The organism is Pseudomonas sp. PS02288, from assembly GCF_029959715.1.
GTDB lineage: Bacteria > Pseudomonadota > Gammaproteobacteria > Pseudomonadales > Pseudomonadaceae > Pseudomonas_O > Pseudomonas_O kuykendallii.
The window spans coordinates 17,656-31,990 of the sequence record NZ_JASCPA010000061.1 but is presented as its reverse complement, the minus strand read 5'-3'; the positions used below and the strand labels follow the sequence as shown (position 1 = coordinate 31,990).

General features: G+C 67.9%; 14 protein-coding genes. 10 read left to right on the top strand and 4 right to left on the bottom strand.

Annotated elements, in window-relative coordinates:
• Positions 1 to 201: 201 nt before the first annotated feature.
• From QMX85_RS19875 to QMX85_RS19840, 8 genes are all read left to right on the top strand, one after another.
• Positions 202 to 774 carry an RNA polymerase sigma factor gene (locus QMX85_RS19875; protein ID WP_282343787.1) on the top strand — a complete coding sequence of 191 codons (573 nt, stop codon included), beginning with the start codon at positions 202 to 204 and terminating at the stop codon, positions 772 to 774.
• Entirely contained in the window at positions 771 to 1,754 is a 984-nt protein-coding gene (locus QMX85_RS19870) for a FecR domain-containing protein (protein WP_282343785.1), read from the top strand. Before QMX85_RS19875 ends, QMX85_RS19870 begins: the two co-directional genes overlap by 4 nt.
• 129 nt (positions 1,755 to 1,883) lie before the next feature.
• On the top strand, positions 1,884 to 4,289 hold the full coding sequence (locus QMX85_RS19865) for a TonB-dependent receptor (protein ID WP_282343783.1): 2,406 nt from the start codon (positions 1,884 to 1,886) through the stop codon (positions 4,287 to 4,289).
• 371 nt (positions 4,290 to 4,660) lie between these two features.
• Positions 4,661 to 5,152 (top strand): 5-(carboxyamino)imidazole ribonucleotide mutase, encoded by a 492-nt coding sequence (gene purE, locus QMX85_RS19860; protein ID WP_090224681.1) that lies wholly within the window; start codon positions 4,661 to 4,663, stop codon positions 5,150 to 5,152.
• The gene (locus QMX85_RS19855; RefSeq protein WP_282343789.1) at positions 5,152 to 6,237 is read left to right on the top strand and encodes a 5-(carboxyamino)imidazole ribonucleotide synthase; all 1,086 of its coding nucleotides are present in this window, start codon (positions 5,152 to 5,154) and stop codon (positions 6,235 to 6,237) included. Before purE ends, QMX85_RS19855 begins: the two co-directional genes overlap by 1 nt.
• A gap of 142 nt (positions 6,238 to 6,379) precedes the next feature.
• Positions 6,380 to 6,628, top strand: coding sequence for a GlsB/YeaQ/YmgE family stress response membrane protein (locus tag QMX85_RS19850; protein WP_282343781.1), 249 nt, complete (start codon positions 6,380 to 6,382; stop codon positions 6,626 to 6,628).
• 44 nt (positions 6,629 to 6,672) lie between these two features.
• Positions 6,673 to 7,203 (top strand): DUF3299 domain-containing protein, encoded by a 531-nt coding sequence (locus QMX85_RS19845; RefSeq protein WP_273230808.1) that lies wholly within the window; start codon positions 6,673 to 6,675, stop codon positions 7,201 to 7,203.
• A 1-nt stretch (position 7,204) separates the two neighbouring features.
• Entirely contained in the window at positions 7,205 to 7,894 is a 690-nt protein-coding gene (locus tag QMX85_RS19840; protein ID WP_282343780.1) for a uracil-DNA glycosylase family protein, read from the top strand.
• Between the two features lie 77 nt (positions 7,895 to 7,971).
• On the opposite strand, the gene QMX85_RS19835 is transcribed toward QMX85_RS19840, so the two are convergent.
• Positions 7,972 to 8,538, bottom strand: coding sequence for a TetR/AcrR family transcriptional regulator (locus QMX85_RS19835; RefSeq protein ID WP_282343778.1), 567 nt, complete (start codon positions 8,536 to 8,538; stop codon positions 7,972 to 7,974).
• A gap of 91 nt (positions 8,539 to 8,629) precedes the next feature.
• On the opposite strand from QMX85_RS19835, the gene QMX85_RS19830 reads away from it, so the two are divergent.
• Both QMX85_RS19830 and QMX85_RS19825 read left to right on the top strand, forming a co-directional pair.
• Complete coding sequence (locus tag QMX85_RS19830) at positions 8,630 to 9,361, top strand: SDR family oxidoreductase (protein ID WP_282343776.1); 732 nt, start codon at positions 8,630 to 8,632, stop codon at positions 9,359 to 9,361.
• 41 nt (positions 9,362 to 9,402) lie between these two features.
• Positions 9,403 to 9,993, top strand: coding sequence for a 2-hydroxychromene-2-carboxylate isomerase (locus QMX85_RS19825; protein WP_282343775.1), 591 nt, complete (start codon positions 9,403 to 9,405; stop codon positions 9,991 to 9,993).
• A 13-nt stretch (positions 9,994 to 10,006) separates the two neighbouring features.
• On the opposite strand, the gene QMX85_RS19820 is transcribed toward QMX85_RS19825, so the two are convergent.
• From QMX85_RS19820 to gabD, 3 genes are all read right to left on the bottom strand, one after another.
• Positions 10,007 to 11,218, bottom strand: a complete 1,212-nt coding sequence (locus QMX85_RS19820; RefSeq protein WP_282343773.1) for an HDOD domain-containing protein — start codon at positions 11,216 to 11,218, stop codon at positions 10,007 to 10,009.
• 191 nt (positions 11,219 to 11,409) lie between these two features.
• A complete protein-coding gene (gabT, locus tag QMX85_RS19815; protein ID WP_282343771.1) occupies positions 11,410 to 12,690 on the bottom strand; it encodes a 4-aminobutyrate--2-oxoglutarate transaminase in 1,281 nt (426 codons plus the stop codon).
• A gap of 158 nt (positions 12,691 to 12,848) precedes the next feature.
• Complete coding sequence (gene gabD, locus QMX85_RS19810; protein ID WP_282343769.1) at positions 12,849 to 14,300, bottom strand: NADP-dependent succinate-semialdehyde dehydrogenase; 1,452 nt, start codon at positions 14,298 to 14,300, stop codon at positions 12,849 to 12,851.
• Between the last annotated feature and the right edge of the window lie 35 nt (positions 14,301 to 14,335).

Sequence of the window (14,335 nt, the reverse complement as noted above, 5' to 3'; positions counted from 1 at the left end):
CGATGGTGGTGGGCGGGCACTGACGCCGCCTGCGGGGCGCGCACAGGCGCGCCCTTCACGTTGGGGCCATCCGCGCGGGATGGCCGCGAACCGAAATCGCGACCGGTCCTCGCCGGTCGCTATCGGAGTTTCCTGATAAGCATTATCATTTGAGTCATATCGTCGCGCCGCCCCGGCGCACAGCCGTGACGCCGTCGTGCAATGACTCCCGATCGACCTTCCCCCGAGCCGCCGCCGCTGGATTCCCAAGAGGATTTCCTGCGCGTGTTCCTCACCAACCGGCAGCGCCTGGAGTTACTGGTCAGTCGCCAGGTCGGTTGCCGCGCCACCGCCGCCGATCTGGTCCAGGACCTGTTCCTGCGCTTCTGGCGCCGGCCGGTGCTGCAGGTCGAGGAAATGGGCACCTACCTGTTGCGCTGCGCGCGCAACCTGGCCATCGATCACCTGCGCCTGGAAGGTTCGCGCAGTCGCACGCTCAACGCGTTCCCGATGCCCGACGGACAACGCCCGGACGCGCTGGAGGCCGGGCTGCTGGCCAGTGACGACCTGCGCAATGTTGACGCGGCGCTGCGCGGCCTGCCGGAGCGCACCCGGCACATCTTCCTGCTCAACCGAATCCACGGCTGCACCTATGGCGAGATCGCCCGGGCCGTCGGCGTGTCCCAAAGCGCGGTGGAAAAACATATGATGCGCGCCCTCGAGGCCTGCAAGGCGAGCCTGGCGAATCCGCCGGCTCCAGCCAGGGAAAGCTCAGCGCCAGGAAGCCCAGCATGACAGCGCCCGCGTCCGATTCACCGACCGCCCGCCACGAGCGTGAAGCCTGGCGCTGGCTGCTGCGCCGCCGCCACGCGCCGCATCGCGATACGCGCGCGTTCGCCCGCTGGCTGGCGGCGGACCCCCGGCATCTGGACGCCTACGCCCGCGCCGAGGCGCTGTGGAGCATCAGCGAAACGCCGGCGCGGTGGCTCGCCGACGAGGAGGCCGGCGCGTTGCAGGGCTATCTGCAGACCCTTCGGCGCAAAGCCCGGCTACCGCTGCTCGGCCACTGGCCCGGCGCGCTGGCCAGCGCCTGCTGCCTGCTGCTGGTGCTCTGGGGCGGCGGCTGGCTGCGCCCGGTGCAGGCGTGGCAGAACCTTCGCGCCGATGAAGTCAGCGCCGCCGGTGAAGTGCGCGAGCTGAACCTGGCCGACGGCTCGCGCGTGCTGCTGGATGCCGACAGCGCGCTGAAGGTTCGTGTCGACGGGCCGCTGCGGCGGGTCGAACTGCTGCGCGGCGGCGCCTGGTTCAAGGTCGCGCATGACGGCCGTCCGTTCCAGGTCGATACCGGCGACAGCGTCACGCGGGTGCTCGGCACCGCTTTCGAGGTGCGTCGTCAGGCGTCGGGCACGGCGGTTACCGTCGAAGAAGGCCGCGTGGAAGTCGCCGCCGCCGCTGAAACCCGCGTGCTCGGCGCCAACCAGCGGGTGCGCCTGGCCGACGGGCACTTCGGCGAGCCGCAGGCGGTGGACAGCCGCGCGGCGCTGGCCTGGCGCGACGGTCGGCTGAGTTTCCTGCATGCGCCGCTGGGCGAGGTGCTGGAGGCCCTGGGCAGCCACTACCGCGGGCGCATCCTGCTCCTCGACCCGGCCCTCGCCGAGCGCCCCGTCAGCGTGTCCGTCGCTGGCGACGACGCCCCGTCCGCAGTGGCTTCGCTGTGCGCCGTGCTCGGTTGCCAGAGCACGCTGCTGTTCGATCGGCTGATCCTCATCCGCTGAGCCGGCGGCACTTTTTCCCGTCGGCGGCGATTATTTTCCGCGTCCAGGTGAGGTAAACCCGCAGCGGCTTCGTGTAGTGGTCATGCGATCAATTCGCATCAACGCCACTTCCTCTACAGAGAACGCACGATGAAACGTCGCCCCTTCCCGCCGCTGACTCCGCTCGCCGCCGCTCTGCTGTTCCTCGGCGTCGGCCTGCCGGCGCCCGCCCACGCGCAATCCACCGCGGAGCAGGTCGAAGGGCGCTTCCGGTTCTCCCTCGCCGCGCAGCCGCTGGCACAGTCGCTCGACCAGTTCAGCCGCATCACCGGGCTGGCGGTGGTCTACACCAGCGCCTTGCCGGCTACGCTCGGCGCGCCGGCGCTCGAGGGGACGATGAGTGCCGCGCAGGCACTGCAGCGGTTGCTGGCGGGCAGCGGCTACGCGTCCCGCCAGGTCAACGAACGCACCTTCACCGTCGAGCCACAGGCCGCGACGCAGGCGATGAACCTGGATGGCCTGACGGTGACCGCCGAGGACGCCAGCCGCTACAGCTACCAGCCCAGCGGCACGCCCTCGATCACCCGCAGCGGCGCCCCGCTGCTGGAAGTGCCGCAGACCGTCAACGTGGTTCCGGCCCAGGTGCTGCGCGACCAGAAACCGCGCAACCTCGACGACGCGCTGAACAACATCAGCGGCATCACCCAGGCCAACACCCTCGGCAGCACCCAGGACGCTGTGAGCAAGCGCGGCTTCGGCGACAACCGCGACGGCTCGATCATGCGCGACGGTCTGCCGTCGATCCTCGGGCGCAGCCTCAGCGCCAGCGCCGACCATGTCGAAGTGCTGAAGGGCCCGGCGTCGCTGCTCTACGGCATCCAGGACCCGGGTGGGATCGTCAACGTGGTCAGCAAGAAGCCGCAGTTGGAGCAGTACAACGCCGTGACCCTGCGCGGCTCGACCTACGCCCACGGCAAGAGCGGCGGCGGTGGCGGCCTGGACAGCACCGGCGCGCTGGGCGACAGCGGGCTGGCCTACCGGATGATCGTCGACCATCAGGACGAGGATTACTGGCGCAACTTCGGCAACTTCCGCGAGACCCTGGTGGCGCCGTCGCTGGCCTGGTTCGGCGAGGACACCACGGTCAACCTGAGCTACGAGCACCGTGAATTCGAAACCCCGTTCGACCGCGGCACTGCAATCAACCCGCTGACCAACAAGCCGCTGGACATCCCGCGCACGCGCCGGCTGGACGAGGCCTTCAACGTCACCGAAGGGCGTTCGGACCTGACCCGGCTGGCCGTCGAGCACCGCCTCGACGAAACCTGGAAGGCCAGCTTCGCCTACGGCTGGACCCGCGAGACCTACGACGACAACCAGGCGCGGGTGACTGCGGTGAACGGCAATACGGGAACCGTTACTCGGCGTATCGACGGCACCCACGGCGCGGTCAGCAGCGACAGTTTCGCCACCGCCAGCCTGAGTGGCGACCTGCAGATCGCCGGCTTTCGCAACGAACTGGTGGTGGGCATCGACAGCGAGAAGCGCAAGATCTACCGCGCCGACCTGATTCGCGGCGGTAACAGCGCGCTGAACTACAACGATCCGACCTACGGCACGATCAACCCGTCCGACGTCGCCGATGCGGCATCGAGCGACCAGACCGACAAGCTGCGCACCGACTCGCTGTACCTGCAGGATTCGCTGCACCTGGACGAGCACTGGATTCTGGTCGCCGGCGGCCGCTACCTGATCTACGACCAGTACGCCGGGCGCGGGCGGCCGTTCGACGTCAACACCAACATCAACGGCCAGGTCTGGGTGCCACGCGCCGGCGTGGTCTACCGCTTCGACGATACCTTCTCGCTGTACGCCAGCTACAGCGAGTCGTTCAAGCCCAACTCCAGCATCGCGCCGCAGGACGGTATCGCGGCGATTGATTCGTCCATCGCGCCGGAGGAAGGCAAGTCCTGGGAGCTCGGCGCCAAGCTGGACATCCCGGACCGGGTCACCGCCAACCTGGCGCTGTTCGATATCCACAAGCGCAACGTGCTGGTGACCGAAGAGGTGGGCGGCGCCACTGTCAGCCGCGCAGCGGGCAAGGTCCGCTCCTACGGCCTGGAACTGGACGTCAGTGGCCAGCTCAGCGAGCGCTGGAGCCTGATCGGCAGCTACGCCTGGCTGGACGCCGAGGTCACCGAGGACCCGATCTACCAGGGCAACCGCCTGCAGAACGTGGCCAGGAACACCGCGTCGTTGTCGGCGGTGTACCAGGTCGGTTCGCTGTTCGGCGGCGACAACCTGCGCCTGGGCGCCGGCGCGCGGCACGTCGGCGAGCGTGCCGGCGACGCCAGCAACAGCTTCGATCTGCCGGCCTACACGGTGGCCGATGCCTTCGCCAGCTACGACACGCGCCTGGGCGGCCACGACGTCGGCTTCCAGTTCAACGTGAAGAACCTCTTCGACCGCAAGTACTACGCCTCCAGCGCCAGCCGCAACTACGTTTCGGTGGGTGAGCCGCGGCAGTTCCTGGTGTCGACCACCGTCAGCTTCTGACAAAGGCTGTACGAGGTCTCGCGAGCTGGAGCCATGCAAGGGCTAGCGCCCCCGCAAACAGGCGAGGACCGGTCGCAGTCGTGGGCGACTTTACGAGCTGTAAATGAGCAGTACTCGTTTCACTCGCCCTCCGGGCCGCGCTGAAGCGCGTTAGCCGCCAGCGGGCGATCCCGCCTGTTTTTGACGCAGCAGGGCCGACGCGCAGCAGGCTTCGCGGGAGCCGAACGGCGGGCTGTCGCCGCTTGCGCCTTGGGTTATACTGCGCGGCCTTCGCGGCCCGGCACGGTCGCTTCGCACACAAGCCACGCCTGGTCTCCAGCGTGGCTTGTTGGTTTCTGCGCCTGCGGGCGCCCGACGCAAGAGGCACGACGATGAGCGCACTGGTAGGCGTGATCATGGGCTCCAAGTCCGACTGGTCCACCCTCAGTCACACCGCCGAGATGCTGGAAAAACTCGGCATCCCGTTCGAGGTGAAGGTGGTGTCCGCGCACCGCACGCCGGACCTGCTGTTCCAGTACGCCGAACAGGCCGAGGAACGCGGCATCCAGGTGATCATCGCCGGTGCCGGCGGCGCCGCGCACCTGCCGGGCATGTGCGCGGCCAAGACCCACCTGCCGGTGCTCGGCGTGCCGGTGCAGTCGTCGATGCTTTCCGGGGTCGATTCGCTGCTGTCCATCGTGCAGATGCCGGCGGGCATTCCGGTCGCCACCCTGGCCATTGGCAAGGCCGGCGCGGTGAACGCGGCGCTGCTGGCGGCGAGCATCCTCGGCCACACGCACCCGCAGTTCCACGTCGCCCTCAAGCAGTTCCGCGACGAGCAGACCCAGACCGTACTGGACAACCCGGACCCGAGGGCTCAGTGATGAAGATCGGCGTGATCGGTGGCGGCCAGCTGGGCCGCATGCTGGCCCTGGCGGGCACTCCGCTGGGGATGAACTTCGCCTTCCTCGACCCGGCGCCGGACGCCTGCGCCGCGGCCCTCGGCGAGCACATCCGCGCCGACTACGGCGATCAGGAGCACCTGCGCCAACTGGCCGACGAAGTCGATCTGGTGACCTTCGAGTTCGAGAGCGTGCCGGCGGAAACCGTGGCCTTCCTCTCGCAGTTCGTGCCCGTCTACCCGAACGCCGAATCGCTGCGCATCGCCCGCGACCGCTGGTTCGAGAAGTCGATGTTCCGTGACCTCGGCATCCCCACGCCGGAATTCGCCGACCTGCACTCGCAGGCTGACCTCGACGCCGCAGTGGCCGCCATCGGCCTGCCGGCGGTGATGAAGACCCGCACCCTGGGTTACGACGGCAAGGGCCAGAAGGTCCTGCGTACGCCGGCCGATGTCGCCGGCGCCTTCGCCGAGCTGGGCGGCGTGCCCTGCATCCTCGAGGGGTTCGTGCCCTTCACCGGCGAAGTCTCGCTGATCGCCGTGCGTGCGCGTGACGGCGAAACGCGTTTCTACCCGCTGGTGCACAACACCCACGACAACGGCATCCTGCGCCTCTCGGTGGCCAGCACCGCGCATCCGCTGCAGGCGCTCGCCGAGGATTACGTCGGCCGCGTGCTGAACAAACTCGACTACGTCGGCGTGCTGGCCTTCGAGTTCTTCGAAGTGGACGGCGGGCTGAAGGCCAACGAGATCGCCCCGCGCGTGCACAACTCCGGGCACTGGACCATCGAAGGTGCCGAGTGCAGCCAGTTCGAGAACCACCTGCGCGCGGTCGCCGGCCTGCCGCTGGGCTCCACCGCCGCCCTCGGCGCGAGCGCGATGCTTAACTTCATCGGCGAAGTGCCGCCCACCGAGCAGGTTGTGGCGCTCGCCGACTGCCACCTGCACCACTACGGCAAGGCCTTCAAGGCCGGACGCAAGGTCGGCCACGCCACCCTGCGCAGCGCCGATGCCGCGACGCTGAAACAGCGCATCGCCGCCGTCGAAGCGCTGATCGCCAGGGCCTAACCCGCGCGCCCGGCGCCTGGGAAGGCGCCGCGCGGCTCTCCCGCGGGCCTTGCGCAGTTTTTCGCGAACTTGCGTTTGTCCTCTCCGGTCCCATGCACAACGCGGCGCTTTGCCGCGTCTCTTTCATATTCAGGAGATTCGCATGGGCATCATCGGAACCATCTTCATCGGCCTGATCGTCGGCCTGATCGCACGCTTCCTCAAGCCTGGCGATGACAGCATGGGATGGATCATGACCATCCTGCTGGGCATCGGCGGTGCGCTGCTGGCCACATACGGCGGCCAGGCCGTGGGCATCTACCAGGCCGGCGAAGCGGCGGGCTTTATCGGCGCGGTCGTCGGTGCGATCATCCTGCTGGTGATCTACGGCCTGGTCAGCCGCAAACGCTGACCGATCGGGCCGCTTGCGGCCCACCCTTCTCTTCGACCGAATCCATGCGCCGACTCTCTCTGTTGCTGCTGTGCCTGCTGTCTCCCCTGGTTCATGCCGAGCTGCCCGAAACCGACTGGCTGGAACTGATGCCGCCGTCGGACCGCAAGGCGCTCGAGCAGATGCCCGAGATCAGCCATGACACCCCCGAAGGCAAGGGCTTCAGCGCCAAGGGCGGCATCAAGCAGGAGAAGGGATTGCCGGCGGTGATGTATTCGGCGAAGACGGTGGCCAAGCTCGACGGCAAGGCGCTGCGCCTGGGCGGTTATCCGGTTCCGCTGGAGTCGGACGCCAAGGGGCGCAGCACCCTGTTCTTCCTCGTGCCGTATCCCGGCGCCTGCATCCACGTACCGCCGCCACCACCGAACCAGATCGTGCTGGTGCGCTATCCCAAGGGCATCTTGCTGTCCGACATCTACGCGCCGCTGTGGGTCGAGGGGCCGCTGAAGGTGGAGAAGGTCAGCAACGACATGGCCGACGCCGCCTATGCGCTGGACGCCACCCGAGTGCGCCCGGTCGAGGACGCGGACCTCTAGGGTGGCGATCAGCGCCGCGCTGCGCCGCGCGTTTCGCGCGCAGGCGAAGCAGACCGACGGCATCGACCTCGCCGTGTATTCGCACTTCGGCAAGGACCCGCTGGAGCCGATCATCGGCCTCGGCGACCCGCACGCGCCTCTGGCATTCTTCGGCCGCGATCCTGGCCGCGAGGAGGTGCGCCACGGCGAGCCCTTCATCGGCAGCGGCGGGCAGATCGTGCGCAAGGTGCTCTACCGGCAGCTGCACGGCGAGTCGACGAGCGACTTCGAGGCGCTGCGCGGGGTGGGCCGGCCGTTCTTCTGGATCAACACCGTGCCGTACAAGCCGCTGGGTAACAAGGCCTGGTCGATGGCGGTGAAGAGGCGCTTCCATCCACTGATGCGCGAGCTATTGCTGAAAGGCTGGCAGGGGCGCGACGTGGTGACCCTCGGCCGCGAGGCATTCCTCTGGTTCGCCATCGACCAGCCGCGCGAGGTGCGCCAGGCGCTGGAAGCGTTCTGGCAGCGCGAAGACCGCTTCACGGCGCACATCGAGGTCGAGCTGTCCGAAGCGGGTGTCGCGCGGCGCCTGCGTCTGCACCCGTTGCCGCATCCCTCACCGCTGAACCAGGTCTGGTTCAAGCGCTTTCCCGAATTGCTGCGCGCCCGGCTGGAGGCGTTGCAGATCGGCGCGGATTTCCGCCCGGCGTAGGGTGGATGTCGCCTTCCACATCCACCCGCGAATCCCACACCGACTGCGGGTGGACATGAAAGGTACAGGTGTCCGCCTCAGCCCAGCGTCTTCTCCACGAGCCCGCGGCTCGCGGCCAGCACGTCTTCCTGGCACTGCGCGCTCGCCATCATGCGCGCCAGCACCAGGGCGCCGACGCACTGGGCGATCAGCGCCCAGGCCAGTTGTGGGTCGCCGAGCACCTCGCTCCAGGCCTCTTGCAGCTGGAGCAGCCAGCGCTCGGCTTCTTCGCGTACGGCGGGTTCGGCGCGGGCGATTTCCGCGCCCAGGCTGGGGATCGCGCAGCCACTGTCGGGTCGCCGGACATGGGCCATGCTCAGGTAGCGCGCCAGGCAGCGCCGCAACTTGGCGCGGTTGGCTTCGGCCCCGCCGGCCTGGGTGCCCCCGAGCAATTTCAGGCTGTGGCTCAGTTCGCGGCGGACGATGGCGGCGAACAGCTCGTCCTTGGAGGAAAAGTGGCTGTAGAAGGCGCCGCCGGTGAGGCCGATGGCCTTCATCAGCCCAGCCACGCCGGAGGCCGAGAAGCCGCCATGCTTGGCGATGGCGCCGCTGCTTTCGAGCAGTTTCTCGCGGGTCTGATCCTTGTGATCGGCGGCGTAGCGCACGGGGCCTCCTGTGTCGCAGGCAACTTGACGATGCGGCGGATCGTAGCATAACGTCCGTTTAGTAAACGATCATTCAGTAAAGAGGCCATCCATGCATAACAACAAGAAGGTTGCCCTGATCATCGGTGCCGGCGATGCCACCGGCGGCGCCATCGCCCGGCGCTTCGCCCGCGAGGGATACGTCGCCTGCGTCACCCGGCGCAGTGCGGACAAGCTGCAGCCGCTGGTGGATTCGATCCGCGCCGAGGGCGGCGAGGCGCACGGTTTCGCCTCGGACGCCCGACGCGAGGAGGCGGTACAGGCGCTGTTCGAGGAGATCGAGCGGGACATCGGCCTGGTCGAGGTGCTGGTGTTCAACATCGGCGCCAACGTGCCGTGCAGCATCCTCGAGGAAACCGCGCGCAAGTACTTCAAGATCTGGGAAATGGCCTGCTTCTCCGGCTTCCTCTGCGCCCGCGAGGCGGCGCTGCGGATGGTCGACCGCGAGCGCGGGACCATCCTCTTCACCGGCGCCACCGCCGGGCTGCGCGGGGCCGCCGGATTCGCCGCCTTCGCCGGGGCCAAGCACGGCATCCGCGCGTTGGCGCAGAGCATGGCGCGTGAACTGGGGCCACGGAACCTGCATGTCGCCCATGTGGTGGTGGACGGCGCCATCGATACGGATTTCATCCGCGAGAACTTCCCGGAGAAGTACGCGACGAAAGACCAGGATGGCATTCTCGACCCCGAGCACATCGCCGAAAACTACTGGTTCCTGCACAGCCAGCCGCGCGATGCCTGGACCTTCGAGCTCGACCTGCGCCCCTGGAGCGAGCGCTGGTAAGCGATGCCTCGGAAAAAAACCAACAACAAGAGAGCGAATCGATGAGTAAAACCGTGGAATTCCTGTTCGACGTCGGCAGCCCCGCGAGCTACCTGGCGTTCACGCAGTTGCCGAAGCTTTGCGCGCAGGCCGGTGCAGCGCTGGTCTATGTGCCGATATTGCTGGGCGGTGTGTTCCAGGCCACCGGCAACGCCTCGCCGGCCACCGTGCCGGCCAAGGCCCGGCATTCCTATATTGACCTGCAGCGCTTCGCCGACCGTTACGGCGTGCCGCTGGCCTTTCCCGCCGGCTTCCCGATCAACACGCTGACCCTGATGCGCAGCGTCGTCGGCGTGCAGCTCCGCGAGCCGGAGCGTTTCGAGGCCTATCTGCAGGCGATCTTCCGCGCGCTGTGGGTGGACGCGCGCGAGCTCGGCGATCCGGTGGTGCTGGGCAAGACCTTGGTGGAGGCCGGCTTCAATCCGCAGGCGATGCTGGCGCTGGTCGGCGATCAGGAGGTGAAGGATGCGCTGAAGGCGAACACCGAGGCGGCGGTGCGGCGTGGCGTCTACGGCGCGCCGACGATGTTCGTCGGCGACGCGATGTTCTTCGGCCAGGATCGCCTCGACTTCGTTCGCGAGGCGCTGGCCTGAGCCGCGTGTTGGCTCAGGATGCCTGCGCCACCGGCAGGCGGGCGAGGGTGGCCTTGTCCAGGCCGAGCATGCGCGCGGCCTTGGTCTCGGCCAGCGCCTGCGGCGGGTCTTCCGGCGTCTGCGCGGCGAGCTGGGCGGCCAGGTTCATGATCAGCGCCTCGCGCGAGTAAACCCCGCTGCCGAGCTGGTAGGCGGCGCCGATCAGCTGGCGCAGGTCCAGCGGCAGGCGCCAGCGGGTGCGCATGGCGCCCCCGAAGCCGGCACTGTGGCGCTGCAGGCTTCTGTCGATGCTCAACTCGTCCAGCGCGCCCGCGGCGTTGCGCCAGTCCTGCAGCGAGCGCAGCACGGCGAGGTCGCCCAGGCGATGCAGCAGGCCGGCGGTGTAGCACAGCTCGGCGTCGACCTTGAGTCGCTCGGCCAGCCAGTGCGCGTAGTCGGCCGTGCGCTGCGAATACTCCCAGAAATGCCGGGCCAGCCCGGCGAGCGTCTCGTCCGCCAGGTTGGCGCTGCGTTGCAGGGCGACGCCGAGGGCGAGGTTCAGCGCATGCACCACGCCGACCCTGGGCAGCGCCTGGCCGAGGGTCTGGCAGTTGCCGCCCCGGGCACGCTGGGCCGAATTGGCGACGGCGATGAGCTGGGCGGTGAGGTGCGGGTCCTTGCCGAACAGCGCTTCCAGTTCGCCCAGGGCACAGTCGCGACTGTTCAGGCGCTGCAGCGCCTCACGCACGCCGTCGAGCAGTGGCGCGCCCTCGGCGTTTTCGCGCTGGTCGGCGAGAAAGGCGTCCAGGGTCATGCCCGGTGGCGCGGCGGGAGGCGTGTAGACGACCTCTTCGCCCGGCGCGACCAGCACCTGCTGCAGCCGTCGCAGCAGCTTCTCGGCCTCGAAGGGTTTGGTCAGGTAGGCCGTGGGGTGCAGCGGCAGCGCCGCGCGCACGCTGGCGGTGTCGGCGTTCGCGCCGATGAGGAAGAACGGCAGCAGCGGCCTGGATCGGTCGCGCCGTAGCTGACGCAGCAGTTCCAGGCCATCCAGCCCGCGCAATTGCGAACTGGCGATCACCAGGCTCGGCGGCCGGCGCTGGCATAGCTCAAGCACCTGCTGGCCGTCCTCGAAGCGCTGGATATTCGCGTCGCAGCGCGCGCTGCGGACCAGTTGCACGAGCAGATCGGCGGTCCAGCGATCGTCTTCGGCGATCAGGACGGTCGGCGGTGGGCGCTTGTCGGACATCGGTATTCCTGTGGTCGAACGGTTCCGGTGCGCCGACGCGATCGGTCGATCTGGCGGCGTCTGCCGCTACCGGAGGCTTCCTTGCGGACGTGTGCTGGTGGCGAGAGGTGCCTATCGCGGCACCGAGCGCGGGGATTTTACGGCAAAAAAAGACCCGCCGAAGCGGGCCTTTTCTACAGCGCGACTCAGACTCAGGCGAGTTCGTCGAAACACTCGGCGACGATCTCCAGGCCACGGTCCAGCTGGGCATCGGGAATGGTGACCGGCATGAGGAAGCGGATGACGTTGTAGTAGGTGCCGCAGGACAGCAGGATCAGGCCTTTATCGCGTGCGCGGGCGACGATCTTGCCGACCAGTTCGGCGGCCGGCTTGTGCACGTCGCCACCCTCGAACAGCTCGATGGCGACCATCGAACCGAGACCGCGAACGTCACCGATCACCTTGTGCTTGGCCTGGACCTCGCGCAGCGCGGCCTTGACGCGTTCGCCGACGGCGTTGGAGCGATCCAGCAGCTTCTCTTCGTCGAACACCTTGAGCACGGCGAGCGCCGCGGCGCAGGCGATCGGGCTGCCGGCATAGGTGCCGCCGAGGCCGCCGGGGGCGATCACGTCCATGATCTCGGCCTTGCCGCAGACGCCGGAGATGGGGAAGCCGCCGCCGACCGATTTGGCGAAGGTTGTCAGGTCCGGCACCACGCCCAGTTGCTCGGTGGCGAAGAAGGTGCCGGTACGCCCGGCGCCGGTCTGCACTTCGTCGGCGATCAGCAGGATGCCGTGTTGGTCGCAGAGCGCGCGCAGGCGCTTCATGAACGCCGGCGAGTTGACGTAGAAGCCACCCTCGCCCTGCACCGGCTCGATGATGATCGCGGCGATGTCCTGCGGTTGGGCGTCGTTCTTGAAGATGCGCTCGATGCTGGCGATCGAGTCGTCCTCGCTCACGCCGTGCAGCGGGCAGGGCGCCAGGGCGCGGAAGATGCCGCCGGGCATCAGGCCCATGCCGGCCGAGTAGGGCACCACTTTGCCGGTCAGGCCGAGGGTCATCATGGTGCGGCCGTGGTAGGCGCCGGTGAAGGCGATCACACCGGCGCGGCCGGTGGCGGCCCGGGCGATCTTGACGGCGTTTTCCACCGCTTCCGAGCCGCTGGTGACCAGCAGGGTCTTCTTCGCGAAGTCTCCCGGCACGCGCTTGTTGATCTCTTCGCAGAGCTCGACGTACGGCTCGTAGGCCAGCACCTGGAAGCAGGTGTGGGACAGCTTGGTGAGCTGCTCCTGCACCGCGGCGACGACCTTGGGATGCAGGTGGCCGGTGTTGAGCACGGCTATGCCGCCGGCGAAGTCGATGAACTCGCGGCCTTCGACGTCGGTGACCGTGGCGTTCTCGGCCTTCTCGGCGAAGATCGGGTGGATCTGGCCGACACCGCGTGGAACGGCGGACTGGCGGCGCTGCATCAGTGATTCGTTGGTCTTGCTCATGATCTCCTCTTGGCCGCTCATCGTGCGGACCGGGTCAAGGATGAAACGCGCCCGGAGTCGCTGGCGGCAGCATACGATGATCGACTGCCACAGCGCTTCCGGGCGCCTTGGGGTATTCGCGGCGCACCCGACACCCGCCGGGTGCGTCACCTCGCGGCTTATACGCCGCCGAGGCAGAGGTATTTCAGTTCCAGGTAGTCTTCGATGCCGTACTTGGAGCCTTCGCGGCCCAGGCCGGAAGCTTTCACGCCGCCGAACGGCGCGACTTCGGTGGAGATCAGCCCGGTGTTGATGCCGACCATGCCGTACTCCAGCGCCTCGGCCACGCGGAACACGCGGGACAGGTCGCGGGCGTAGAAGTAGGACGCCAGGCCGAACTCGGTGTCGTTGGCCATGGCGATCACTTCGGCTTCGTCCTTGAAGCGGAACAGCGGCGCCAGCGGGCCGAAGGTCTCTTCCTTGGACACCTTGGCATCCTTCGGCACGTTGACCAGGATGGTCGGCTCGAAGAAGCTGCCGCCGAGGCTGTGCGCCTTGCCGCCGCTGACCACCTGGGCGCCCTTGCTCAGCGCGTCCTCGATGTGTTCCTTGACCTTGGCCACGGCCTTGTCGTCGATCAGCGGGCCGGTGGTCACGCCGTCGTCCATGCCGTTGCCGACCTTGAGCTTGGCCACCGCGACTTTCAGTTTCTCGACGAAGGCATCGTAGACGCCGTCCTGGATGTACAGGCGATTGGCGCAGACGCAGGTCTGGCCGTTGTTGCGGTACTTGGAAATCAGCGCGCCCTCGACGGCGGCGTCCAGATCCGCATCATCGAAGACGATGAAGGGCGCGTTGCCGCCCAGCTCCAGGGAGACCTTCTTGATGTCCTTGGCGCATTCCGCCATCAGCTGGCGACCGATTTCAGTGGAGCCGGTGAACGACAGCTTGCGCACCACCGGGTTGCTGGTCAGCTCGCCGCCGATGTCGCCGGCGCTGCCGGTGACCACGCTGAGCACGCCTTTCGGGATGCCGGCGCGCTCCGCCAGCTCCATCAGCGCGAGGGCGGAGTAGGGCGTCTGCGAGGCGGGCTTGATCACCATGGTGCAACCGGCGGCGAGGGCCGGGCCAGCCTTGCGGGTGATCATCGCGGTGGGGAAGTTCCACGGCGTGATCGCAGCGGTGACGCCGATCGGCTGCTTGATGACGATGATGCGCTTGTCCGGCTGGTGGCCGGGAATGGTGTCGCCATAGATGCGCTTGGCTTCTTCGGCGAACCACTCGATGAACGAGGCGGCATAGGCGATCTCGCCCTTGGCTTCGGCCAGCGGCTTGCCTTGTTCCAGCGTCATCAGACGGCCCAGGTCGTCCTGGTTTTCCATCATCAGCTCGAACCAGCGGCGCAGCTTGATCGAACGCTCCTTGGCGGTCAGCGCACGCCAGGCCGGCAGCGCGCGTTCAGCGGCCTCGATGGCGCGACGGGTCTCCGCCTTGCCCATCTTGGGTACGCTACCGATGACTTCGTTGGTGGCCGGGTTGTTCACCGAGATGGTCTGGCCGTTGTCCGCGTCCAGCCAGGCTCCGTCGATGTAGGCTTGCTGACGGAACAGCGTGGAGTCTTTGAGTTGCATGGCGGTCTCCTGCGGGCCGGATCGGAAGCGCTGAT

Bases quoted from the DNA above. Each gene is read 5' to 3' on its own strand.
- QMX85_RS19850 (WP_282343781.1), top strand. From the start codon at position 6,380: ATGGGCATCATCGGAACCATCTTCATCGGCCTGATCGTCGGCCTGATC.
- QMX85_RS19830 (WP_282343776.1), top strand. From the start codon at position 8,630: ATGCATAACAACAAGAAGGTTGCCCTGATCATCGGTGCCGGCGATGCC.
- purE (WP_090224681.1), top strand. From the start codon at position 4,661: ATGAGCGCACTGGTAGGCGTGATCATGGGCTCCAAGTCCGACTGGTCC.
- QMX85_RS19845 (WP_273230808.1), top strand. From the start codon at position 6,673: ATGCGCCGACTCTCTCTGTTGCTGCTGTGCCTGCTGTCTCCCCTGGTT.
- QMX85_RS19865 (WP_282343783.1), top strand. From the start codon at position 1,884: ATGAAACGTCGCCCCTTCCCGCCGCTGACTCCGCTCGCCGCCGCTCTG.
- gabT (WP_282343771.1), bottom strand. From the start codon at position 12,690: ATGAGCAAGACCAACGAATCACTGATGCAGCGCCGCCAGTCCGCCGTT.
- QMX85_RS19825 (WP_282343775.1), top strand. From the start codon at position 9,403: ATGAGTAAAACCGTGGAATTCCTGTTCGACGTCGGCAGCCCCGCGAGC.
- QMX85_RS19870 (WP_282343785.1), top strand. From the start codon at position 771: ATGACAGCGCCCGCGTCCGATTCACCGACCGCCCGCCACGAGCGTGAA.
- QMX85_RS19820 (WP_282343773.1), bottom strand. From the start codon at position 11,218: ATGTCCGACAAGCGCCCACCGCCGACCGTCCTGATCGCCGAAGACGAT.
- gabD (WP_282343769.1), bottom strand. From the start codon at position 14,300: ATGCAACTCAAAGACTCCACGCTGTTCCGTCAGCAAGCCTACATCGAC.
- QMX85_RS19875 (WP_282343787.1), top strand. From the start codon at position 202: ATGACTCCCGATCGACCTTCCCCCGAGCCGCCGCCGCTGGATTCCCAA.
- QMX85_RS19855 (WP_282343789.1), top strand. From the start codon at position 5,152: ATGAAGATCGGCGTGATCGGTGGCGGCCAGCTGGGCCGCATGCTGGCC.